The organism is Mycobacterium sp. SVM_VP21, assembly GCA_024758765.1.
GTDB classification, from domain to species: Bacteria; Actinomycetota; Actinomycetes; order Mycobacteriales; family Mycobacteriaceae; genus Mycobacterium; species Mycobacterium heraklionense_C.
On record CP101406.1, the window covers coordinates 4,332,549 to 4,356,450 of the forward strand.

18 protein-coding genes are annotated in these 23,902 nt (G+C 68.9%); 9 read left to right on the top strand and 9 right to left on the bottom strand.

Features of this window, described 5'->3' with window-relative positions; all coding sequences use genetic code 11:
- The first annotated feature begins 3 nt into the window (after positions 1-3).
- Positions 4-1,281 carry a glutaminase A gene (gene glsA, locus NM962_20335; protein ID UVO12205.1) on the top strand — a complete coding sequence of 426 codons (1,278 nt, stop codon included), beginning with the start codon at positions 4-6 and terminating at the stop codon, positions 1,279-1,281.
- Positions 1,282-1,287: 6 nt separating this feature from the next.
- On the opposite strand, the gene NM962_20340 is transcribed toward glsA, so the two are convergent.
- Positions 1,288-2,892: an adenylate/guanylate cyclase domain-containing protein gene (locus tag NM962_20340; GenBank protein ID UVO12206.1), complete on the bottom strand. Its 1,605-nt coding sequence runs from the start codon at positions 2,890-2,892 to the stop codon at positions 1,288-1,290.
- Positions 2,893-2,939: 47 nt separating this feature from the next.
- On the opposite strand from NM962_20340, the gene nucS reads away from it, so the two are divergent.
- From nucS to NM962_20355, 3 genes are read left to right on the top strand one after another with little or no spacing between them, the layout of a single operon-like run.
- Entirely contained in the window at positions 2,940-3,614 is a 675-nt protein-coding gene (gene nucS, locus NM962_20345; GenBank protein UVO12207.1) for an endonuclease NucS, read from the top strand.
- A gap of 45 nt (positions 3,615-3,659) precedes the next feature.
- Entirely contained in the window at positions 3,660-4,754 is a 1,095-nt protein-coding gene (locus tag NM962_20350; GenBank protein ID UVO12208.1) for an NADH:flavin oxidoreductase, read from the top strand.
- Between the two features lie 5 nt (positions 4,755-4,759).
- The gene (locus tag NM962_20355; protein ID UVO12209.1) at positions 4,760-5,050 is read left to right on the top strand and encodes a hypothetical protein; all 291 of its coding nucleotides are present in this window, start codon (positions 4,760-4,762) and stop codon (positions 5,048-5,050) included.
- A 4-nt stretch (positions 5,051-5,054) separates the two neighbouring features.
- On the opposite strand, the gene mce is transcribed toward NM962_20355, so the two are convergent.
- Positions 5,055-5,546 carry a methylmalonyl-CoA epimerase gene (mce, locus tag NM962_20360; protein UVO12210.1) on the bottom strand — a complete coding sequence of 164 codons (492 nt, stop codon included), beginning with the start codon at positions 5,544-5,546 and terminating at the stop codon, positions 5,055-5,057.
- Positions 5,547-5,627: 81 nt separating this feature from the next.
- Between mce and NM962_20365 the strand changes: the two genes are divergently transcribed.
- Together NM962_20365 and NM962_20370 are read left to right on the top strand one after the other, a co-directional pair.
- Positions 5,628-6,809, top strand: a complete 1,182-nt coding sequence (locus NM962_20365) for an acetyl-CoA C-acetyltransferase (protein UVO12211.1) — start codon at positions 5,628-5,630, stop codon at positions 6,807-6,809.
- Positions 6,810-6,953: 144 nt separating this feature from the next.
- Positions 6,954-7,865, top strand: coding sequence for a tetratricopeptide repeat protein (locus NM962_20370; GenBank protein ID UVO12212.1), 912 nt, complete (start codon positions 6,954-6,956; stop codon positions 7,863-7,865).
- 108 nt (positions 7,866-7,973) lie between these two features.
- On the opposite strand, the gene glgB is transcribed toward NM962_20370, so the two are convergent.
- Entirely contained in the window at positions 7,974-10,190 is a 2,217-nt protein-coding gene (gene glgB / locus NM962_20375; GenBank protein ID UVO12213.1) for a 1,4-alpha-glucan branching protein GlgB, read from the bottom strand.
- Positions 10,190-12,226, bottom strand: coding sequence for an alpha-1,4-glucan--maltose-1-phosphate maltosyltransferase (locus NM962_20380; GenBank protein ID UVO14855.1), 2,037 nt, complete (start codon positions 12,224-12,226; stop codon positions 10,190-10,192). The genes glgB and NM962_20380 overlap by 1 nt, the downstream gene beginning before the upstream one ends.
- A gap of 137 nt (positions 12,227-12,363) precedes the next feature.
- Here NM962_20380 and glgP point away from each other — a divergent pair, with 137 nt between their 5' ends.
- A complete protein-coding gene (gene glgP, locus NM962_20385) occupies positions 12,364-14,946 on the top strand; it encodes an alpha-glucan family phosphorylase (GenBank protein UVO12214.1) in 2,583 nt (860 codons plus the stop codon).
- 125 nt (positions 14,947-15,071) lie between these two features.
- Here the strand turns inward: glgP and NM962_20390 are convergent, their stop codons facing one another.
- The gene (locus NM962_20390; protein ID UVO14856.1) at positions 15,072-16,505 is read right to left on the bottom strand and encodes a neutral zinc metallopeptidase; all 1,434 of its coding nucleotides are present in this window, start codon (positions 16,503-16,505) and stop codon (positions 15,072-15,074) included.
- 92 nt (positions 16,506-16,597) lie between these two features.
- Positions 16,598-18,580: an ATP-dependent DNA helicase gene (locus NM962_20395; protein UVO12215.1), complete on the bottom strand. Its 1,983-nt coding sequence runs from the start codon at positions 18,578-18,580 to the stop codon at positions 16,598-16,600.
- Positions 18,581-18,672: 92 nt separating this feature from the next.
- On the opposite strand from NM962_20395, the gene NM962_20400 reads away from it, so the two are divergent.
- On the top strand, positions 18,673-18,909 hold the full coding sequence (locus NM962_20400; protein ID UVO12216.1) for a hypothetical protein: 237 nt from the start codon (positions 18,673-18,675) through the stop codon (positions 18,907-18,909).
- Positions 18,910-19,089: 180 nt separating this feature from the next.
- Here NM962_20400 and NM962_20405 read toward each other — a convergent pair whose 3' ends face one another.
- Positions 19,090-19,488 (bottom strand): nuclear transport factor 2 family protein, encoded by a 399-nt coding sequence (locus NM962_20405; protein ID UVO12217.1) that lies wholly within the window; start codon positions 19,486-19,488, stop codon positions 19,090-19,092.
- A gap of 69 nt (positions 19,489-19,557) precedes the next feature.
- On the opposite strand from NM962_20405, the gene NM962_20410 reads away from it, so the two are divergent.
- Complete coding sequence (locus NM962_20410) at positions 19,558-19,821, top strand: YdeI/OmpD-associated family protein (GenBank protein UVO12218.1); 264 nt, start codon at positions 19,558-19,560, stop codon at positions 19,819-19,821.
- Positions 19,822-19,865: 44 nt separating this feature from the next.
- Here the strand turns inward: NM962_20410 and NM962_20415 are convergent, their stop codons facing one another.
- Together NM962_20415 and NM962_20420 are read right to left on the bottom strand one after the other, a co-directional pair.
- Positions 19,866-22,016 carry a PE family protein gene (locus NM962_20415; protein UVO12219.1) on the bottom strand — a complete coding sequence of 717 codons (2,151 nt, stop codon included), beginning with the start codon at positions 22,014-22,016 and terminating at the stop codon, positions 19,866-19,868.
- A 60-nt stretch (positions 22,017-22,076) separates the two neighbouring features.
- Positions 22,077-23,513, bottom strand: coding sequence for a hypothetical protein (locus NM962_20420; protein ID UVO14857.1), 1,437 nt, complete (start codon positions 23,511-23,513; stop codon positions 22,077-22,079).
- Between the last annotated feature and the right edge of the window lie 389 nt (positions 23,514-23,902).

A 23,902-nucleotide genomic window follows, 5' to 3' on the forward strand; every position in this document is an offset into this window, starting at 1 on the left:
TGCGTGGCGGCACTGGTACAGCGGTACTTGGATGGGATCCTTGCCGAGCACGCCGGGGTGAACCATGGGGCCCTGGCGAGCTACATCCCGGAATTGGCCGAGGTCGATCCCACGGGGTTCGGCCTGGCGTTGTCTTCATCGGACGGCTACGTCTACGAGTCCGGCGACGCCGACGTGCAATTCACCATGCAGTCCATCTCCAAGCCCTTCACCTATGCGCTCGCCCTCGATCAGCTGGGGCAGGCGGACGTCGACGCGCGGGTCGGTGTGGAACCCTCCGGTGAAGGCTTCAACAAGATCAGCGTCGATCAGGTCACCAATGTGCCGAAGAACCCGATGATCAATGCCGGTGCGATCGTGGCGTGCTCTCTGATTCCCGGGAAGACCATCGAGGAACGGTTCGATCTGGTTCGGGAGTTCTTCAGCGCCTGCGCCGGACGCAGCCTGGGCTTCGACGAGGACGTGTACCAGTCCGAGCGGGCGAGCGGCAGCCGCAACCGTGGGATCGCTTATCTGCTGGACAGTTTCGGTGCCCTGGGTGCCGACCCCGACGATGCTCTGGATCTCTACATCCGCCAGTGTTCGCTGAAGGTCACCTCCACCGATCTGGCCCGGATGGCCGCGACGCTGGCTCGCGGCGGCCTCAACCCATTGACCGGTCGACAGGTGACCGATGCCGCGGTGGTGCGGCGCACGCTATCGGTCATGGTGACCTGCGGTATGTACGACGCCGCCGGCGAATGGGTCAGTGCGGTCGGGATGCCGGCCAAGAGCGGTGTGGCAGGTGGCATCGTGGCGGTGCTGCCCGGACAGCTCGGCATCGGCGTCTATTCGCCGCGGATCGACGCCAAAGGCAATAGCGTGCGCGGGATGCTGGTGTGCCGCAGCCTTTCCCAACAGCTCGGGTTGCACTTCCTAACGGTGAGCAGTGAAGCTCATGCGGCGATTCGCGGGGTGTACACGCCGCGCCCTGGCGTTCGGGTCTACGAGGTGCACGGCGACCTGCTGTTCGCTGGGGCTGAACAGGTGGCCCGCACTGCGACCCGCGAATGTGGCGAGTTCGACACCGCGATCCTCGACGTTTCGCGGCTGCAGACGATCAGCGAGCCGGCGCGCGCACTGCTTGCCGGGCTCTCCGAGGAGTTGCGGGCACTGGACAAGCAGGGTCTGCTGGTCGATCCCAACGCAGCGGTGACGCCCGACCCGGCGGCCTACGCCGGGCTGGTGTTCGCCACGGTCGAGGATGCGCTGGCGGAGACCGAGACGTGGGCGGGGGAGTAGCCCGCGTCAGAGCGGGCTGGCCAGCACCGTGGGCGTTTCGTAGCCGCGCAACACGATCGAATCACCCACCACCCAATGGGCCTGCTCGCTGATGCTGGCGGCGTACATGGTCCTGGCCGTCGTCAACACCGGCACGGGTTGGGTCTTGGCTAGTTCGCACAGCCGGGCGGCCTCGTTGACCGGTTCTCCGATCACGGTGTACTCGAAACGTTCTTTGGCGCCGACGTTTCCGGCCACGACCTGCCCGGCCGCCACGCCGATCCCGGCCCGGATCTCCGGCACCTCGGCGGCCAGGCGATACAGGATGCCCCGGGCCGCGGCCAACGCGTCGTCCTCGGGCTGGTCGAGGTGGTTCGGGGCGCCGAAGATCGCCAGGGTGGCGTCACCCTCGAACTTGTTGATCAGCCCCTGATGGCGGTCGACTTCATCGACGACGACGGCGAAGAACCGGTTCAGCAGGGTGACGACCTCGGTCGCGGGCTTGGCGGTCACGATCTGCGTCGAGCCGACGATATCGACGAAAATGACTGCGACATGGCGCTCTTCGCCGCCCAGTTGTATCTGGTCGCGTTCCGCGGCGGCGGCGACTTCGCGGCCGACGTGGCGGCCGAACAGATCGCGCACTCGTTCCCGCTCTCGCAGCCCGTGCACCATCGCGTTGAAACCGCTCTGCAGCTCACCGAGTTCGGTTCCGTCGAACACCACCAGGTCGCCTTGCAAGTTGCCCTGTTCGACGCGTCGCAGAGCTGCGCGCACCACGCGCACCGGGGTCGCGGTCAGCCAGGACAGGATCAGCATCAGCAGAAAGCCGAACACCAGCGTCGTCACCGAGGCGATCAGCACGGCGATACCGAACTGGGTCAACGTCAGGTTCTTGAGCACCACCGCAAACAATGCCGTCAGGCCGATACCCAAGATGGGGACGCCCGAGGTGAGTAGCCAGACCATCATGGTCCGGCCCATGATGCCTGACAGGATGCGCCGCGGCGGCGGGCCGGCGGCCAGGGCCTGGGCGGCGACCGGGCGCAACGCGAATTCGGTGAACAGATAACAGGCGGTGGCCACCAGAATGCCGCAGACGCTCATCGTGAAACCGATGATCGGGATGAAGATCTTGTCGTACATGCCGTAGAGCACGGTGAACAACACCGTCGCGACGCCCCACAGGGCCAGCACCACCTGCGCAACGCGCCACGGGGTCAGGAACGCATTGCGTTCGTCGTCGCGCGTCGGCGTCTGTTCCTTGATGGCCCAACGCAATTTCTTGATGGTGCGCCGGGTGATCTCATAGGTGCCGGTGACTATTGCGATCACCACATAGGCCGGCACCAGCCCAAGGGTCAGCCACGTTGGGGCGTCGGTGAACACATTGGGCACCGGAAAGGCCACCGTCACCAGCAGGACATCCACGGCGACACCGATCAGGTTCGTCCCCACCATCACGATGGTCAAGATGAACTGGATACGAATCCGGCGCAGGTACTGACTTTCAGACACCTGGCCCAGCAGCCAGGAGCCGTATTCCGGTGTATCGGGTAGCCGACCGCTCTGACGCGTGAGCATCTCCAGCGCGCGGCCCAGGCGTTGCGCGGTCGTCTTTGACGGCTTCATCGTGGCGTAAGAATAATTGCTTGGCGCGGGCCTTTAAGGTGGATCGGATGCGACTCGTGATCGCCCAGTGCACCGTCGACTATGTCGGCCGGCTCACTGCGCACCTACCCTCTGCCCGGAGACTGCTGCTGTTGAAGGCCGACGGTTCGGTCAGCGTGCACGCCGACGACCGTGCTTATAAGCCGCTGAACTGGATGAGTCCGCCGTGCCGCCTCACCGAGGAGACCGGCGGTGAGTTGCCGGTATGGGTGGTGGCGAACAACAAAACCGGCGACCAGCTGCGGATCACCATCGAGGAGATCGAGCACGACTCCAGCCACGAGCTGGGTGTCGACCCCGGGCTGGTGAAAGACGGCGTCGAGGCACAACTGCAGGCGCTGCTCGCCGAGCATGTCGAGTTGCTCGGCGAGGGCTATTCCTTGGTGCGCCGCGAATACATGACCGCGATCGGTCCGGTTGACCTGTTGTGTCGCGACGCAAACGGGCGCGCCGTCGCGGTGGAGATCAAGCGGCGCGGCGAGATCGATGGTGTGGAACAGCTCACCCGATACCTGGAACTGCTCAACCGCGACAGCCTGCTCGCGCCGGTCAGTGGGGTGTTCGCCGCCCAGCAGATCAAGCCGCAGGCCCGCACGCTGGCCACCGACCGCGGTATTCGTTGCCTGACACTGGATTATGACGCGATGCGCGGCATGGACAGCGACGAATTCCGGCTGTTCTGATCGCTTGCCGGAATAGGAGCGCACCGTCGTGCGTTGGAGGACCGCATGGCACTCGATGATCTTTTCCAGCCGCTGGCGGTCCGCTCGCTGACCGTTCCCAATCGGTTCGCCATGGCGCCGATGACCCGCCAGGCTGCGCCGGGCGGTATTCCGGGCAGCGATGTGGCCGAGTACTACCGACGGCGTGCCGCGGGCGGTGTGGGGCTGATCATCACCGAGGGCATCCGGCTGCCCGACCCGGCTGCGGGATTCCCGGTCAGCGTGCCCACGCTCGCCGGCGACGAGGTACTCGCCGGATGGCGCCGTGTCGTCGACGGCGTCCACGCCGAGGGCGCAACGATCGCCGCGCAGTTGTGGCACCAGGGGATTGAGCGCCGCGACGACGACGGCGTGGAACCCGTCGGCCCGTCGGGTATCGACGGGCGCGGGGAGCGGCGGGGCCGCGCGCTGCGGACCGATGAACTCCCCGAGATTGCGGCGCTGTACGCCACCAGCGCTGCCACCGCACGAAACCTCGGCTTCGACGCGGTTGAGATTCACGGTGCCCACGGCTACCTGCTTGACGAATTCTTCTGGGAGCGCACGAATCGGCGTACCGACGGCTACGGCGGGTCGCTGGCCGCTCGCACCCGCTTCCCGGCCGAAGTGGTCGCGGCGGTGCGCGCTGCAGTCGGCCCGGAATATCCGATCATCTTCCGCTTCTCGCAGTGGAAGGGCACCGACTACGCGGCATCGATCGCCGAGGACCCGACACAGTTGCAGGAACTGCTAACGCCGCTGGTCGAGGCCGGCGTGGATGCCCTGCACCCCTCGACGCGCAGGCACTATGCCCCCGGGTTCCCCGACCATGACGGCGAATTGAGCCTCGCTGGGTGGACCAAGAAGGTGACCGGGGTGCCGGTCATCGCGGTCGGGTCGGTCGGGTTGGAGACACAGTTCCGCAGCGAGAAGCGTGGCGAAGTGATTGCGCCCGCACCGGTCGACCGGCTGGTCGAACAGTTCGACGCCGGGGAGTTCGACGTGGTGGCCATCGGGCGCGCGCTGCTCGCCGACCCGGCCTGGGTGAATCGCCTACGTGACGGCGAGCTGGACAAGTTCGGCGGCTACGACGCGGCAGTGGCCCTGTCGGCGTTGGCCTGAGTGGCATGGCTCGTCGTCGCGGCCCGGAGCGCAGGCAACAGCCGTTGCGGGCGTTGCCGTTCCAACAGCGGGTGGAGATCGGTCCAGACGGGTACGAGTATGTGGTCCAGGCGATTGTCGGCTCCCGGGCCGTCAAGGTCTACCGGTGCCCCGGATGTGATCACGAGATTCGTTGCGGCCTCGCACATGTAGTGACATGGCGGGCTGAAACAACCGAGGGTGATGACCGGCGGCATTGGCATACGCCCTGTTGGACTAACCGCAACAACCGGGGTCCGACCCGGAAGTGGTCCTAGTAGGTCAGTGCGCTTCCGCGCCCGCAGTCGGCTCGACCAGCTCGACCAGCACGCCGCCGGCGTCCTTGGGGTGGACGAAGTTGATCCGCGAGTTCGAGGTGCCGCGCCGCGGTGCCTCGTAGAGCAGCCGGACGCCCTGCTCTCGCAGGCGTTCGGAGAGCGCGTCGATGTCGCTGGTCCGGTAGGCCAGCTGCTGCAGACCGGGGCCACGCTTGTCCAGGAACTTCGCGATGGTCGACGACTCGTCGATCGGCGCCATCAGCTGAATCTGCGCGCTGCCGACCGGGGCGCCACGTACCGCAAGCATCGCTTCGACGATGCCCTGCTCCTCGTTGACCTCTTCGTGCAGCACGATCATCCCGAGCTTGTCGTGGTACCACTTCTTGGCCACTTCCAGGTCCGGGACCGCGATACCGACGTGGTCGACGGCCGTCACCAAGGCTGAGGCCAGGGCGGGACGTACCTCACAAGGGTCGGCGACGGATTCGGTGGTCATAACGTAACGGTAACCTGAGCGGAAACATCGTGCTGCGCCGACCGGAAAGATCGGCCCTTCAGACCCGCCCGGGAGGTAGTCATGACGACATCGGTGATCGTTGCTGGGGCTCGGACCCCGATCGGACGGTTGATGGGTTCGCTGAAGGATTTCTCCGGCAGCGACCTGGGCGCCGTCGCCATCGCCGGGGCGCTGGAGAAGGCGCAGGTACCGGCGTCGCTGGTGCAATACGTGATCATGGGCCAGGTGCTCACCGCGGGAGCGGGCCAGATGCCGGCTCGGCAGGCGGCGGTGGGCGCGGGCATCGGCTGGGACGTGCCGACGCTGACCATCAACAAAATGTGTCTGTCGGGTATCAACGCCATCGCCATGGCTGACCAGCTGATTCGCGCCGGCGAATTCGACGTGGTGGTGGCTGGCGGCCAGGAGTCCATGAGCAAGGCCCCGCACCTGTTGCTGGACAGCCGGTCGGGCTACAAGTACGGCGACGTGACGGTGCGTGACCATCTCGCCTATGACGGTCTGCACGACGTCTTCACCGACCAGCCGATGGGAGCGTTGACCGAGCAGCGCAACGACGAGGACAAGTTCACCCGCGCCGAGCAGGACGAGTTCGCGGCCGAATCACACCGCAGGGCCGCCGCGGCCTGGAAGGACGGCGTTTTCGCCGACGAGGTGGTGCCGGTGAAGATCCCGCAGCGTAAGGGGGATCCGTTGGAGTTCACCGAGGACGAGGGGATCCGGGCCAACACCACCGCCGAGTCGCTGTCCGGCCTCAAGCCGGCGTTCCGCAAGGACGGCACCATCACCGCCGGCTCGTCGTCGCAGATCTCCGACGGTGCTGCCGCCGTGGTCGTGATGAGCAAGGCCAAGGCGCAGGAACTGGGCCTGGACTGGCTGTGCGAGATCGGCGCGCACGGCGTCGTGGCCGGACCGGACTCGACCCTGCAATCACAGCCTGCCAATGCCATCAAGAAGGCGATCGAGCGCGAGGGGATCTCGATCGACCAACTCGACGTGGTGGAGATCAACGAGGCCTTTGCGGCGGTGTCGCTGGCCTCGACCCGAGAACTGGGGCTGACCGGCGACGTCGTCAACGTGCACGGCGGCGCGATCGCCGTCGGCCACCCGATCGGGATGTCCGGGGCGCGGATCACGCTGCACGCCGCCCTCGAGCTCAAGCGACGTGGTTCGGGCTATGCGGTGGCCGCGCTGTGCGGGGCCGGTGGCCAGGGCGACGCGCTCATCCTGCGCGCGGGCTAACGGCTTCCCTACGGTTGCGTAGGTTGCTGGCGGAGCCTGTTGCCGCGTCGCGACGCCAAAGTGTGATCTTGGTCATAGTTGGGTGGTCGGGCGCAGAAACGGCCGTCCGCGGTGCGGCGAGGACGACGTGACAGACTTGACGACGTGACGCGTCCTCGACCCCCGATCGGCCCGGCGTTGGCCGGAGCAGTGGATTTGTCCGGCCTGAAGAAGCCGGCTCAATCCGGCGGCGCCGCCGGTGACACCCCTGCGCCACCGGGCGCCACCGAAATCACCGAGGCCAACTTCGAAGGCCAGGTGCTGGTCCGGTCCAATCAGGTGCCGGTGGTGGTCCTGCTGTGGTCGCCGCGCAGTGACGCCTGCATTCAGCTGGCCGACAGCCTGGCTGCGCTGGCCCAGGCGGACAACGCCGGCGGTGCACCCAAGTGGTCGCTGGCCACCGTCAATGTCGACGTCGCCCCGCGGGTGGCGCAGGTGTTCGGCGTGGATGCGGTGCCGACCGTGGTGGCGCTGGCCGGCGGTCAACCCATCACCAGCTTTCAGGGTCCCCAGCCGCCCGACCAGCTGCGCCGCTGGGTGGACTCGCTGGTGTCGGCGACCGCAGGCAAGCTTGCCGGGGGCGGCGACGCCGAGCAGCCGGAGCAGGTGGACCCGGTGCTGGCGCAGGCTCGTGACCAACTCGACGCCGGTGACTTTGCGGCGGCGCGAGCCTCCTATCAGGCGTTGCTGGACACCGACCCCAACCACGTCGAAGCCAAGGGGGCGCTGCGCCAGCTCACCTTCCTGGAACGCGCGACGGGGCGGCAACCTGATGCGCCGGCACAGGCCGACGCCGACCCGGGCAACGTCGAGGCCGCCTTCGCCGCGGCGGATGTACAGATCCTCAACCAGGACGTGACCGCTGCGTTCGACCGGCTGATCGCACTGGTGCGACGGACCGCCGGCGACGAGCGGACCGAGGTGCGGACCCGGCTGGTGGAATTGTTCGAGCTGTTCGACCCCGCCGACCCAGAGGTCGTCGCCGGCCGGCGCAATCTGGCCAACGCGCTGTACTGATCCCGGGCGACTCTCCAGGGCGAGCAGACGCAGAATCGCACTCCGCTACGCGGATTAGTGCGATTCTGCGTCTGCTCGCGGTGGTGGGCGCCTTGCGCTATTCGGGTGCTACTCGGGTGCCAGCCACACCGCGGACAGGGCGGGTAGCACCAGCACCGCCGAGGCCGGCCGGCCGTGCCACGGCTCATCGGTCGCCTCGACCCCGCCCAAGTTGCCCTCACCCCATCCGCGGTAGCCGACGGCGTCGGTGTTGAGCACCTCACGCCAACGGCCCGCCCGCGGCAGGCCCAGGTGGTAATCGGCGTGGGTGACGCCGGCGAAGTTGAACACGCAGGCCAGCACCGAACCGTCGGTGCCGTAACGCAGGAAGCTCAGCACGTTGTTGGCCGAGTCGTTGGCGTCGATCCAGGAGTACCCCCGCGGGTCGGCGTCCTGGGTCCACAGGGCGGGCAACGTGCGGTAGTGGGCGTTGAGGTCGCTGACCAGCCGCAGGATGCCGGGGGAGTAGCCGTCGGGCTCCATCTGGGGGTCGAGCTGAAACCAGTCGACTCCGCGCTCGTTGCACCACTCGGCACGCTGTCCGAACTCCTGGCCCATGAACAGCAGTTGCTTGCCGGGATGCGCCCACTGGTAGGCCAGCAGGGCGCGCAGGCCCGCGGCTTTGTGGTGGTCATCTCCGGGCATCCGCGACCACAGCGTGCCCTTGCCGTGCACCACCTCGTCGTGACTGACCGGCAGCACGTAGTTCTCGCTGAAGGCGTAGAGCATTGAAAACGTCATGTTGTGGTGGTGGTAGCTGCGGTGCACCGGGTCATGGCCCAGGTAGGCCAGGGTGTCGTGCATCCAGCCCATGTTCCACTTCATCGAAAATCCCAGTCCGCCAAGGCTGGTGTCGCGGGTGACGCCCGGCCAGGAGGTGGACTCCTCGGCGATGGTCACGATGCCCGGCGCGACCCGGTGGGTGGTCGCGTTCAACTCCTGCAGGAACTGCACCGCCTCCAGGTTCTCTCGGCCGCCGTGGATGTTGGGGGTCCATCCGCCGTGCGGACGCGAATAGTCCAGGTAGAGCATCGATGCCACGGCATCCACCCGCAGCCCGTCCACGTGGAACTCGGTTAGCCAATACAGCGCATTGGCGACCAGGAAGTTGCGCACCTCCGGACGGCCGAAGTCGAACACGTAAGTGCCCCAGTCGAGTTGCTCACCGCGGCGCGGATCGGAGTGCTCGTAGAGCGGGGTCCCGTCGAATCGGCCCAGCGCCCAGTCGTCTTTGGGGAAGTGTGCCGGCACCCAGTCCACGATGACGCCGATGCCGGCACCGTGCAGGGCATCCACCAGCGCCCGGAAGTCGTCGGGGGTGCCGAAGCGCGCCGTCGGGGCGTAATAGGACGTCACCTGGTATCCCCAAGACCCGCCGAACGGATGCTCCGCCACCGGCAGCAGTTCCACATGGGTGAAGCCCTGCTGGACAACGTATTCGGTCAGTTCCACTGCCAGCTGGCGGTAGCTCAGCCCCGGGCGCCACGAGCCCAGATGGACCTCGTAGGTGCTCATCGGCTCACTCACCGGGTCGCGCTTGCGGCGCTGTGCCATCCAGTCGGCGTCGTTCCAGGTGTAGTCGCTGGCCGTCACCATCGATGCGGTGCGCGGCGGCACCTCGGTGGCGTAGGCGAACGGATCGGCGCGCTCGGTGATCGCGCCGTCTGCCTCATGGATGCGGAACTTGTAGAGGCCGGCAGGGGGGAAGTCGGGCCAGAACAGCTCCCAGATTCCCGAGGAGCCCAATGATCGCAGCGGGGCGTCGTCGCCGGCCCAGCCGTTGAAATCACCGACCAGACTGACCCCGATGGCGTTGGGCGCCCACACTGCGAAGGACACGCCGGAGACCTCACCGTCGGGCGTGGTGAAGCTGCGATGCTGAGCCCCCATCACTTCCCAGAGGCGTTCGTGGCGTCCCTCGGCGAACAGGTACAGGTCGAACTCGCCCAGGGTCGGCGCAAAGCGATATCCATCGGCGACCGTGTGCACGCCGGTGGGCTCGGCGAATTCGGCCGTGTCCGGGTAATGCACCTCCAGCCGGTAGTCGATGAGATCGGTGAACGGCAGGGCCACGGCGAACAACCCGGAGCCCAGGTCGCGCATGATGAAGCGTTCGGTACCGACGAGCACCGCCATGCGCCGAGCGCGCGGGCGCAGTGCCCGGATGATGGTGGTCTTGCTGTATTCGTGAGCGCCCAGGATGGAATGCGGATCGTGGTGCTCACCGGCGAGCAGCCGGGCCAGGTCGGCAGGATGGGGTGCCAGATGTCGGCTCATGGTGCTCATCAGCGGCGCAGCAGCTCGGTGCGGGCATCGGGGTTGATCGGCGGCATGGTGACGATGTGAGCGACCGCGTGGGCCGGATCCAAGCGCACATAGTTGTCCTGGCCCCAGTTGTAGTCCTCACCGCTGATCTGGTCACGCACCCAGAAGCGCTGGTAGTCAGGCATTCCCAACGCCCACATGTCCAGGTGCAGGGTCGCCTGCTCGGCGCTGAACGGATTCAGCGTGACGACCACCAGCACGGTGTCGCCGGTAGCCGGGTCGAACTTGCTGTAAGCCAGCAGCGTGTCGTTGTCGACATGATGGAAGTGCGCGGTGCGCAGCTGGTTGAACGCCGGGTGCAGCCGGCGAATCTCGTTGAGCCGGGCGATGAACGGCTCCAGGGAGCGACCCTCGGCGATCGCTCTGGCGAAGTCGCGGGGGCGAAGTTCGTACTTCTCCGAATCGAGGTACTCCTCGCTGCCCTCATGCACTGGACGGTCCTCGAACAACTCGAATCCGGAGTACACCCCCCACGCCGGGCCCAGTGTCGCCGCCAGTACCGCGCGGATGGCGAACATCCCCGGGCCGCCGTGCTGCAGGCTGGCGTGCAGGATGTCGGGGGTGTTGACGAACAGATTCGGCCGACGGAAGTCGGCGAGTTCGGCGATCTGCTGGCCGAACTCCGTGATCTCGGATTTTGTTGTCCGCCAGGTGAAGTACGAGTAGGACTGGGTGAACCCCAACTTGGCCAGGCCGTACTGGCGCGCCGGTGGCGTGAACGCCTCGGATAGAAACAGCACATCCGGATCGATGTTCTTGACGGCGGCGATCAACCAGAGCCAGAAGTCCGGGGGCTTGGTGTGCGGGTTGTCCACTCGAAAGATCTTCACCCCGTGGTCCATCCAGAACCCGACCACCCGCAGCACCTCGGCGTACAGGCCGGCCGGATCGTTGTCGAAGTTCAGCGGGTAGATGTCCTGGTATTTCTTCGGTGGGTTCTCTGCGTAGGCGATGGTGCCGTCGGGCAGCTCGGTGAACCATTCCCGATGCTGGGTGGCCCAGGGATGATCCGGTGCGCACTGCAACGCCAGGTCCAGTGCGACCTCCAGGTCGAGCCGGCGCGCCGCGGCGACGAAGTCGTCGAAGTCGCCGATGTCGCCCAGTTCCGGATGCACCGCGTCGTGGCCGCCCTCGACGCTGCCGATGGCCCACGGCGAACCGACGTCGCCGGGTTCGGCGGTCGCGGAGTTGTTGCGGCCCTTACGGTGCACACGGCCGATGGGGTGGATCGGTGGCAGGTACACCACGTCGAAGCCCATCTGTGCGATCCGGGGCAGTGCCGTGGCCGCGGTGGCGAACGTGCCGTGCACCGGGCGCCCGTCGGCGTCCCAGCCGCCGGTCGAGCGCGGAAACATCTCGTACCACGCGCCCCGGCGTGCCAGCGGCCGATCCACCCAGACCTGATGCTCGACACCGGCGGTGACCAGCTCACGTAGCGGGTAGCGGGCCAACAGTTCGTCGAGTTCGGCCGACAGCGCCGGCGCGGCCCGCGACACCGGGTCGCCTGAGGCACGCAACGCCGCGGCTGCCGCCAGCACTGGTTCACGCTGTGCGGTCGGCACCCCGGCTGCGGCACGGTCGAACAAGTCGGCGCCGATCAACAGGTCGTTGGACAGTTCGGCCGCGGCCTGGCCGGCATCCAGCTTGGCGGTCACCGCGTGTCGCCAGCTCTGCAACGGGTCCCCCCAACCCTCGACCCGGAAAGTCCACAACCCGACGGCGTCGGGGGTGAAGGCGCCGTGGAAGACATAGGCGTCGAACCCGGTGTGCATGGGCAGACGCAGGGCCGAGCCGGTCGAGGTCGCGGGCAGGGGGTCGCCGGGCAGCGGATAGCGCCGCCCGACGTAACGCACCACCAACGTCGCAGCGACCGCCTCATGGCCTTCCCGCCAGACCGTAGCCTTGACCGGCACGGTCTCACCGACCACGGCCTTGGCCGGGTAGCGGCCGCACGAGACGACCGGCTCGACATCGTCGACCTCGACTCGGCCAGCCACCACACTCCGTTCGTCGTCGGGCTGTAGCCCACGGTAGCCGTCGTCCGGGGGACCTGGCATCACGCAACATGTTCGCAACCGAATTGTCAGGTCTAGGCGGCAGTCGCAGATTCGCGTCGCCGGTAGTGTGGTCAAGCGTGAAGGCCCTCCGCCGGTTCACCGTTCGCGCCCACCTACCCGAGCGGCTGCTGGCCCTCGAGCAGCTGTCGATGAACCTGCGCTGGTCGTGGGAGCAGCCAACGCAGGAGCTCTTCGCCGCCATAGACCCCGAATTGTGGGACGGTTGTGGGCGTGATCCGGTAGCGCTGCTGGGGGCGGTCAGTCCCGGGCGGCTCGAGGCGCTGGCCGCCGACCAGGAGTTCACCGCCCGGCTCGATGCGCTGGCTGCCGACCTCGCGGCGTACTTGACCAGGCCGAGGTGGTATCAGCACCAGCAGGCCGGTGGGGCGGCGCTGCCGACGGCGGTCGCCTACTTCTCGATGGAATTCGGGGTCGCCGAAGCTCTGCCCAACTACTCGGGCGGCCTGGGGATCCTGGCCGGGGATCACCTGAAGTCAGCGTCGGATCTGGGCGTGCCGTTGATCGCGGTGGGGCTGTACTACCGGTCCGGATATTTCCGTCAGGCGCTGACCGCCGACGGCTGGCAACGCGAAACCTATCCGGCACTGGACCCGCAGGGGCTGCCGTTGCGGCTGCTGGTCGATGCCGACGGCAGACCGGTGCTGATCGATGTGGCGTTGCCCGGTGCCGGGCGGTTGCGGGCCCGGATCTGGGTCGCACAAGTGGGTCGAGTGCCGTTGTTGCTGCTGGATTCCGATATCGGTGAGAACCCGCACCAGCTGCGCGGAATCACCGACCGGCTCTACGGCGGCGACCAGGAGCATCGGATCCGTCAGGAGATCTTGGCGGGGATCGGCGGCGTGCGGGCCATCCGCGAATTCACCCGGTTGCAGGGCATGCCCGCTCCCGAGGTTTTTCACATGAACGAGGGGCACGCGGGCTTCCTCGGCGTCGAACGCATCCGTGAGCTGATCGCCGAGCAGGGTCTGGACTTCGACACCGCATTGGCCGTAGTCCGGTCGGCGACGGTGTTCACCACCCATACCCCGGTGCCGGCCGGAATCGACCGGTTTCCGGCCGACATGGTGCGCCGCTACTTCGACGACGGCGGTGATGCTTTGGTCGCCGGGGTGCCCACCGCGCGGATCATGGAACTGGGCGTGGAACACGATCCCGGCATGTTCAACATGGCCCACATGGGCCTGCGGCTCGCGCAGCGCGCCAACGGTGTCTCCCGGCTGCACGGGCGCGTCAGCCGGGTGATGTTCAACGACCTGTGGCCCGGGTTCGACGGCGACGAGGTGCCGATCGGCTCGATCACCAATGGCGTGCACGCGCCGAGTTGGGCGGCGCCGCCGTGGTTGCAGCTCAGTCGCGATGTGGCCGCGACCGACTCGTTCAGTGAGCCCGCGGCCTGGCAGCGCCTGCAACAGGTCGATCCCGTGACGCTGTGGTCCATCCGCTCGCAGCTGCGGGCACTGCTCGTCGACGAGGTCCGGCTGCGGCTGCTGCAATCCGGATTGGAACGCGGTTCCTCGGAAGCCGAGTTGGGTTGGATCGCTACGGCATTCGACCCTGACGTGCTGACCATCGGCTTCGCCCGGCGGGTGCCGACGTACAAGCGGCTGACGCTGATGCTGCGCGATCCCGACCGACTCGAGCAGCTGCTGCTCGATGAGCAGCGTCCCGTCCAGCTGATCGTCGCCGGCAAGTCTCATCCGGCCGACGACGACGGCAAGGCGCTGATTCAGCAGGTGGTGCGGTTCGCCGATCGCCCGGAGGTGCGGCACCGCATCGCCTTCCTGCCCGACTACGACATGTCGATGGCGCGGCGGCTTTACTCGGGATGCGATGTCTGGCTCAACAATCCGCTGCGCCCGTTGGAGGCCTGCGGCACCTCGGGAATGAAGAGCGCGCTCAACGGCGGGCTGAACCTGTCGATTCGCGACGGCTGGTGGGACGAGTGGTTCGACGGGCAGAACGGCTGGGCGATTCCCACCGCGGACGGTGTCGCCGACGAGAATCGGCGTGACGATCTGGAAGCTGCGGCGCTCTACGATCTGCTGGCGTCATCGGTGGTGCCGAAGTTCTACGAGCGCGACGACCGGGGCGTGCCGCCGCGCTGGATGGAGATGGTGCACCACACCCTGCAGACGCTGGGGCCGAAGGTACTGGCATCGCGGATGGTGCACGACTACGTGGAGCAGTGTTATGCCCCCGCCGCTCAATCCTTGCGGCGCACCTGCGAGCCGATCGACGGGGTGCCCTACGGTGCGGCCCGTCAGCTGGCCGACTACCGGCGCCGAGCGGAGGCGGCCTGGCCGCACATCCAGATCACCGACGTCGACAGCACCGGGCTGCCCGACGCGCCCTGGTTGGGATCGGAGCTGACCCTGACCGCCTCGGTGCGCCTGGCCGGCTTGCGGCCGGACGAGGTGGTGGTGCAGGCGGTGCTGGGCCGGGTGGATTCCGGTGACACCCTGCTGGATCCGGTCACCGTGGCGATGTCGCACGTCCACACCGACTCTGACGGAACGGAAGTTTTCTCCACGACCAGTCGGCTACCGGTGGCCGGGTCGGTGGGCTACACCGTACGGGTGCTGCCGTGCCATCCGTTGTTGTCCGGCGATGCCGAACTGGGACTGGTCACGCTGGCCTAAGGGCCGGGCGGGGGCGCCGTGAGTTTTCCCGTCGGCGAGATTGCGCTCAGGGCTGCGATTCGTCGTCGCGATCTACGACCTTCAGCGCAATCTGAACGGTCCGCCGTCCTGCGGAGAACACCGGATCAGGGGAAACGCGCCAGGCAGCGATCGAAATCGCCGAGCACCCCGGTGCGGTAGGCATCGATGCGTGAGAACCCGGCCGGCACCGATTCGCCGTTGATGTCGCCGGCGGCCAGACCGTTGGTCAGCAGCCCGGCGACCGCCTCGTCCAGATCGCCCGCGGTCAACGCGATTCTGCCGCCGTTGGAGGTGGTGACGCCCTCGGACAGCCGGGTGGTGGCCACCCCGGTCAGGCATGCGGTGCGCAGCGCGGCCGCGGCGTTGTCGAGCACCAGCCCGCCGTGTTCGATCTGCACGCGCTGCAGGTACCGCGAGATCAGCGCCGAGTAGGCGGTGTTGTCGCCGGACAGCGTCGCCAACTTCTGGTCCTTGCTGGGGGTGCCCATGGTCTGCAGGGCCGGCAGGTCGACCGCAATGGTGTTGGTCGCCGGACAATACGAGGCCGGCGGGCTGGGCCGGGCGTCCGAGCACGACGAAGCGGCCGCGGCGTCGAACGTGAGTTTCGGTGGCTGGGCCGGCGTGAACGCGATGTTCATCGCATCGAGGACCAGTCGCACCGATTCCTCGCTGACCGGCACCTCGCCGGTCTCGTCCTGTTGCAGCTGCACCGGCAGTTCGCCGCGCCGCCGCTCGATCTCCTTGGCGTCGATGGCTTGACACGAGCCGGCGCCGTCGGTGAACCCGAACTGGAACGCCGAGATCCGCTCGAAGGCCGAGCCGTGCTCGTTGCTGCCGATCGACTCGTCAGGACCGAGCAACGGATCACGCAGCGCCAGCATCGCGGCCAACACGCCGTTAAGCCCGTCGCCGGTGCTCAACGTGAAGCGGGGGGAATCGCCCTGGGCCACCCAGCGCAGGTAGACGCCCGCCAGACAGTCGGCCTGCTGCTCGGCCACCAGGGTCGGGGTCTGGCGCCGCTTGGTGATGCCGGCGGTGCGGGCAATCGCATGGCCGTATTCGTGGGCGAGCACCATGGTGATGGCCATGTCGCCATAGGCGCTGCGCAGCGCGGGCAGCAGCAGCCGGCGATCCCAGCCGATGGTGTTGTCCAGATAGCAGTAGGCGGCGTTGACCAACAGGAAAGTCCTGTTGTCGCAGAACTTTCCGCGTAGTTGCGCCGGATCCCAGGACAGCAGTGACTTCGCCGGCTTGAACTCGCCGTCGAAGGTGTTGGGATAGGTCGTGGTCCAAAACGCCTCGAGGTCGCTGACCGACTGGGCGGCGAGCTGATCGATCCGCCCGCCGTCGGTGCCGTCGACCTCCCGGGTCGGTGGCGGGGCGTCAGGGCGCAGCCCGGTGGGTCCGTCGACGGCCTGCAGGCCGCCCACCCGGAACGGGTCGGCGAAGACCGACACGGGATTCCCGTCGAGCATGCGGGCACACCCGCTCAGCAATAACACCAGCGTGCAGGCGGTGGCGAGAACACGGTGGTTCAGCGAGCCTCGACGAAGGAGAGGCGAAGCTGGGGCCGCCGCATTAACACGGTGCCGTCGGCGGGCAAGGCGCATGGGGTACCACGATAGTTGGCTCAGGCGCCGCGCAGCCGCTGCAGCGCCAGCTGCACCTTCGCGGTGTCGGTGGTGCCCCAGAACGGCGGCAGCGAGGCCCGCAGATATCCGGCGTAACGGGCGGTGGCCATCCGGGAATCGAGCACCGCCACCACACCTCGGTCGTCGTTTCCGCGCAGCAGCCGGCCGGCGCCCTGGGCCAGCAGCAGGGCCGCGTGGTTGGCGGCCACCGCCATGAAGCCGTTGCCGCCGCGCGCGGTGATGGCGCGCTGCCGGGCGGTCAGCAGCGGATCATCGGGCCGCGGGAACGGGATGCGGTCGATGAGCACCAGCGACAGCGACGGTCCCGGTACGTCGACGCCCTGCCACAGCGACAGCGTGCCGAACAGCGAGGTCTCCGCGTCGTCGGCGAACTGCTCGACCAGCGCACCGGTGGTGTCGTCGCCCTGGCACAGCACCGGGGTGTCGAGGCGCTCGCGCATCGCTTCGGCCGCGGCTCGTGCCGCCCGCATCGACGAGAACAAACCCAGGGTTCGGCCGCCGGCCGCGGTGATCAACGCGGTGATCTCGTCGAGCTGTTCGGCCGTGCCGGTGCCGTCGCGCCCGGGTGGCGGCAGGTGCGCCGCGACGTAGAGGATGCCCGACTTGGCGTGCGCAAACGGCGAGCCGACATCAAGGCCCCGCCAGCGCGCGGCCTGGGGATCTTCGCCGCGCCGCAGACCCCAGTCGCCGGCCATGGCATCGAAGGACCCGCCGACCGTCAGCGTCGCCGAGGTCAGCACCGTCGTCGCCCGGGCGAACAGCCGCTCGCGCAGCAGGCCCGCCACCGACAGCGGTGCCACCCGCAACACGGCCCGCACCGAACCCCGGTTGTCTTCGTGGCTGAGCCAGACCACGTCGTAGCGGTCGGGGATGGCCGGCTCGAACGAGGTCAGGATCCGGGCCGCGGTGTCGGTGATCTCGGTCAGTGCGGCGGCGGACTCCTTGCGCGCGGCGGCAACCTTGGGGTCGGCGGGCGCGGTGTCGATCGCGGCGCGGGCCGCCCCGGCGGCATCACGCAGGGCGGCCAGATAGGTGGCCAGCTCGTCGTCGAGGTGGTCCATCCGGCCGGGGGTGCCGTCGTGGATCGCCGAGCCGAACGTCAGCGATGCGGCATCGAGGCGCTGGACCAGCTCCGGGGAGACCAGCCGGCCCACGCGGCGCACCGCGACGCTGAGCATGGTCGCGCTCAGCTCGGCGGTGGCCACCGAGGTCACCCGGTCGGCGAGTTCGTGCGCCTCGTCGATCACCAGCAGGCGATGCTCGGGCAGCACGGTGGTGTCGGAGATGGCGTCGATGGCCAACAACGCGTGGTTGGTGACGACGACGTCGGCCTCGGCAGCGACGCCGCGGGCCCGCTCGGCGAAGCAGTCGGTGCCGTACTGGCAGCGCACGGCGCCCACGCATTCTCGTGCCGAGACGCTGACTTGGGACCAGGACCGTTCCGGTACACCGGGTTTGAGGTCGTCGCGATCGCCGGTGTCGGTGTCTTCAGCCCACGCGGTCAGCCGCTGCACGTCGCGGCCCAGGGCACTTGCCGCGAACGGATCGAACAGCTCGGCCTGCGGCTCGTCGTCGGACTCCTCGGCTATACCGGTGTGGATCTTGTTCAGGCACAGGTAATTCCGCCGGCCCTTGAGCAGCGCGAAAGTGGGTCGCCGGGGCAGCACTTTTTCCAGGGCGCCGGCCAGACGTGGCAGGTCACGGTCGACGAGCTGGCGTTGCAATGCGATGGTCGCAGTCGACACCACGACGGGGTTCTCGTCGGTCAACGCGCGCGCGATCGCCGGAACCAGGTAGGCCAGCGACTTGCCGGTACCGGTGCCGGCCTGCACCGCCAGATGCTCGCCGGTGTCGAAGCAGCGCGCCACCGCCTCGGCCATACGGACCTGGCCCTCGCGTTCGCTGCCGCCCAGTGCGGCTACCGCGGCGGCGAGTAGCTCGGATACGGACGGGTCAGCCATGGTGTGCACAGGGTGAAGTGCGCCGCCGAGACGCCGCAGGCACATTGGGCCGCGTGCCGGCACAAGGGTGGGTGACATTGTTGGTTGGTGGCGTGGCAGCGATCGGGGTCATCGTCACCTGGCAGCAGAAAAATCGCGCCGACCGGCGCAGCGAGTGGTGGCGGCGTAGTGCATGGGCTTTCGAGCGTAGCTTCAGCGAGAATGAAAGCCAGCGTCGGCTGGGCTGGCAATTGCCGGACGTGTTGTTCGAATCTAGACTGGCGACCAGCGATGACTCCGGCATCGTCCAGGTCATCGGCGAGCGCGTGGCGGCGGAAAAAGGTCGGTAGGAGGGGGTTTCATGTCAGTCCAGGAACTGCCTTCGGGAGCGCCCAGCCTCGAGGTTCGGGTATTGGCCGCTCGCGCCGCGGTCACGGCCAGCAAAAAGACCGGGCGCCCGGTGGCGCCGCTGGTGAAGGAGCTCGCTGAGATGGATTTGCCGGGTTATCCGCGTAGGCCGGCACCCGAACTCAGCCGGTGGCGCCGGTTTGTATCGGCGTGGCTGCCGAATCGCCCGTAACCAGATACGTTCCGTGTCCTTCGATGACCAGGCCTTCATCGTTGAAGCGCAGGACCTCGTTGACCAGGCCGCCCTTCTGATTGCGGTAGTTGATGACGACGGTGTCGATGCCCCGGTAGACGGCTTCGATGACGAAATGCAGGTCCGGAATGCGTTGCAGGGCACCGTTCCAATAGTGGCGCAGGTCTGATTTGCCGCGGATGATCCCCGCTGTCTCGGGGTACAACTCGGCGGCAACGGGGGAGGTGAACACTACGTGGTCGTGGAAATGGGCCAGAACAGAGTCCACGTCAAGGCTGTTCCACGACTGCACCCACTGGCGGCTGAACGCCGTCGCATCGAGTTCCACTCCGCGGACTCTAGCGACACCCGCCGCTGCGGCCCAGTCAATTTCCGCCGCCGGCGTTAGCCTGAAGCGATGACCGAGCGATTGCCCGGCGGGGCGGTACACGAACTTCCCGATGACCTGCGTGACGGACTGACCGTCAGCGCCGCCGCGCTGGCCGCGTGGTGCGACATTACGCCGTTGGCGCGCAACGAGTTCATCTGTTGGGTCGAGGACGCCAAGCAACAGGCCACCCGCGAGCGACGGATCCGCCGCACGCGCGAGGAACTTGAAGAGGGCATGCGCCGCCCGTGCTGCTGGCCCGGCTGCAAGCACCGCGAGCACAACGGGCGATAGCACACGAGGGTGTTCCCTGGCCTTGGACGGTCCCGCCAGCGTGGCTAGGGCGAGTTGCCGCCGGTGCCGGGATAGCCGGCGATGCCGACCGTCCCGGCTTTCCCGCCGGTGCCGCCGGCTCCGGTGGTACCGGTAGCCCCGGCGGGTCCGCCGGCTCCGCCGGCACCGCCGTTGCCCACGAACTGGCCGCCCGCACCGCCATCGCCGCCGTCGCCGCCGTTGTCGCCGGTAGCGCTTGGCAACCGCGCCCCGGCTCCGCCGGCCCCGCCAGAACCACCATCCCCGAAGAGCCCGCCGCCCTTCCCGCCATCGCCGCCGGCCCCGCCGTTGCTACCAGCGCCGCCTGAATTGATGAACGTGGTGCCGCCGGGACCGCCCGAGCCACCGTCGCCGCCGTGGCCTGAAATCTGACCGCCCGCTCCGCCGACGCCGCCCGCGCCACCGTCGTTGGTACCGCTACCGCCGCCGGAACCGCCCGCCCCACCGTCGCCGAACCCGCCGGTGCTGCCGATCCCGCCGGCGCCGCCGGCCCCTCCGGCGCCCGCGGCGCCGAACGCGCCGTCGCCGCCGGCGCCGCCCATGCCCGCCAGCACGCCACCGCTACCACCGTTGCCGCCGCTACCGCCGGTCCCGAACCCTGCGGCGCCGCCGAAACCACCGGCACCACCGACGCCAAGCAGCCCGGCGTTACCGCCGGACCCACCATTGCCACCTGCGCCGTCGGTCGTGAACGGGCCGCTGAAGCCACCGGTTCCGCCGGCACCGCCGGTACCGAACAGGCTGCCGCCGGCCCCGCCGGCGCCGCCGTTCCCGCCGACCACGTCGAAGCCCTGGGTGGTGCCGTTGGTGCCGGTTCCAGTACCGCCGTTCCCGCCGGCGCCGCCGGTACCGAATACGCCCGCTGCGCCGCCGGCGCCGCCGTTGCCGCCGTCGCCGCCGACACCGGTACCTCCGACACCGCCCTGGCCACCGTCACCGTTCAGGACAGCTTGGCCGCCCCGCCCGCCGTCGCCACCGGCGCCGAGGCCGCCTTGGCCGCCGTTTCCACCTGCGCCAGCGCTACCTTCGATCAGGCCGGCCTGGCCGCCGGTGCCCCCGGTGCCGCCGTCTCCGAGGAAGCCGGTACCACCGACACCACCCACCCCGCCGTCACCGTATGCGCCGGCGTTTCCGCCGTTCCCGCCGACGCCACCGAGTCGGCCCGAGCTGAATCCGCCATAGCCGCCGTTGCCGCCGGTGCCCAACAGCCACCCGCCGGTACCACCGGCGCCGCCGGCGCCGCCGCGACCGGCGGGATCGACGCCGGAGGGAGCAGTAGACGTGCCGCCGCTGCCGCCTTGTCCGCCATTGCCGAGCATTCCGGCGTCCCCGCCATTCCCGCCGGCGCCGCCGTTGAGCACACCCGTGCCGCCCTGGCCACCGGCGCCGCCCGGCCCGTTGCCGAAGAAGCCGGCGTTACCGCCGTTGCCTCCCTCACCGCCGACGGTAAGGCCATTACCTCCCAAGCCGCCGGAACCGCCGGCTCCGAACATCCCGGCGTCCCCGCCGTTGCCGCCGTTGCCGCCGGCGCTGCCCAGTGAATTACCCCCGGCGCCGCCAGCACCCCCGTTGCCGAACAGCCATCCGCCGTCGCCGCCATCCTGCCCGGCACCGCCGTTCACCCCGGCCGCTCCGGCACCGCCATTCCCGATCAAGAACCCGCCGTCGCCGAGGTTGCCGAACAGTCCTGAACTCCCGAAGACGGAGTCGTTGGTTCCGGCGAAACTGGCGACACCGTCGCCGATCAGATCCCGCCCGAACAGGAACACCGTGGGAGCGTTGAGAATTGGATCCAGCGCAGCCGCCAGCGAACTGCTCAGGTAATTCCGTGTCAACTCATCGATCAAGGGCGTGAATGAGGCGGCCGCACCCGACAGCATCGAATCCAGGTCGGTGAAGGGATCGGCTGGTATGCCGACGTCGGCCGCCAACGGGACTGCGTCCGCTCCGCCCGTCATGGCGGTGAGCGGGTCCAAGATCCAATCCCACACGTCGGCGTCCGCGTGCGGTGCCGCCGAGCCAGCGACTAACGCCGCGGCAGCGGCAGCCGGTGCGGCGAAGGCCCAAGTGCCTCGCGGTGTCCCGCCGCGGCGGGGTGTTGAAGACCTCTTTGCGCCCTGCGAGCGCCGCTGCTGCCTACCCGAACTTTCAGCCATCCCCGACGCAACCCTTCCGTGACATCGAATAACCCAACAACAACTTGACCCGCGAGCCGGCTAGATTCCGCCGGCGCTTGCACCGCCGGTGCCGCCGGTGCCGCCCGCGCCGCCGTCGGCGCCAGTGGGGGTGACACCGGCTGTTCCGGCCACTCCAGTACCGCCGGGTTCGCCCGCGCCGGTTCCGCCGTGCCCGCCGGTGCCGCCGTGCCCGCCGGTGCCGCCCTGGCCGCCGGAGGCGGTTGCACTGCCCCCGGCCCCGCCTGCCCCGCCGGTTCCGCCGTTCCCGCCGCCGGAAGTACCGTCAGCGCCCTCGCCGCCGGCCCCTCCGGCTCCGCCGTCAGCACCTTGCTGCAATCCGGAACCGCCGGCCCCGCCGATGCCGCCGGTGCCGCCCGGACCACCCACGCTGATACCGCTGGTCGAAGTGCCGCCGTCGCCGCCGGACCCTCCGGCTCCGCCCGCGACACCGGGACCACCGGTGCCGCCTGCTCCGCCTGAGCCGCCCTCGCCGCCGCGGCCGACGAGTACCCCGACTGCGTTGCCCCCGTTGCCGCCGTCCCCTCCGGCCCCGGCGGTTTGGCTGCCGGTACCGCCACTGCCGCCGGCCCCACCGTTTCCGCCGCCGCCGACGGTGCTGACCGAGGTACCGCCGAGGCCGCCGCCTCCACCGTTCCCGCCGACCACGCCCGCTCCGCCGGCTCCGCCGGCCCCGCCGTCGCCGGAGACGGAGCCGGCCCCGCCGGTTCCGCCGGTTCCGCCTGCCCCGCCGAAGGTGTTGCCCGAACCGCCCATGCCACCGGCCCCGCCGGTTCCGCCGTTGCCGTCGGCGCCGGTAAGGCCGGTGGAACCGTCCGCGCCGCCCGCGCCGACCACGCCGAAGAGGCCTTTCGCGCCACCGAGTCCGCCGTTGCCACCGGATCCGCCGACCCCGCCGCTGCCGCCGCTGCCGCCGGACCCGCCGGTGCCGCCAGAACCGCCGTCGACGGTGGTGCCGCCATCGGCACCAGCCCCGCCGGCCCCGCCCAGGCCGCCGGCACCGCCGGCCCCGCCCAGGCCGCCGGCACCGCCCGCGCCTCCTGCTCCGCCGCTACCGACGAGCGACCCGCCGTTTCCGCCGGCCCCACCGATTCCGCCGGACCCCGCAGCGCCGCCTGCCGTGCCGTCGGTGCCAGTTCGGCCTGCGCCGCCCGCGCCGTCCTCGACGCCCAGAACGCCTTTCGCGCCGGCTGCGCCGAGTACCCCGGGTGTCCCGTGCGTTCCGGTCGCGCCGGTCCCTCCGGTCCCGCCGGTACCACCGTTGCCGAACAAACCGGCGTTGCCGCCGAGGCCACCGGTCCCGGCTGCCACGGCGCCTATCCCTGTTCCGCCGATCCCGCCGGCACCGCCGCTACCGAACAGCCATCCGCCATCGCCACCGTCGCCGCCGTGCCCACCGGCCGCGCCTGCCCCGCCGACGCCGCCGTCGCCGATCATCCCGGCGGACCCGCCAGCCATACCGGCGCCGGCGTCGGCCGTCCCGGCGGCACCGCTGCCGCCGTTTCCGACTAGGAACCCGCCGTCTCCGAGGTCGCCGAAAAGCCCCGAGCTGCCGAAGATCGAGTCGTTGGTACCGGCGAACCCGTCGACTCCGTTGCCGATCAGGTCACGGCCGAATAGGAATACCGTGGGCGCGTTGAGGATCGGATCGAGGGCAGCCCCGAGCGGGCTGTTGATGTAGGTCTGCGCGAGCCCTATTGTGGCCGTGTTGAGGGAGTTGACCAGGCCGACAAGTACTGAGTCGAAGTCGGGCAGTGAATCGCCGGTGAACTCGCTCCCGTCGGCGTCGGCCGGTCCGGCGTCGGCAAGATTGATCAGGGGAGTGAGCAGCGGGTCAAGAATCCAGT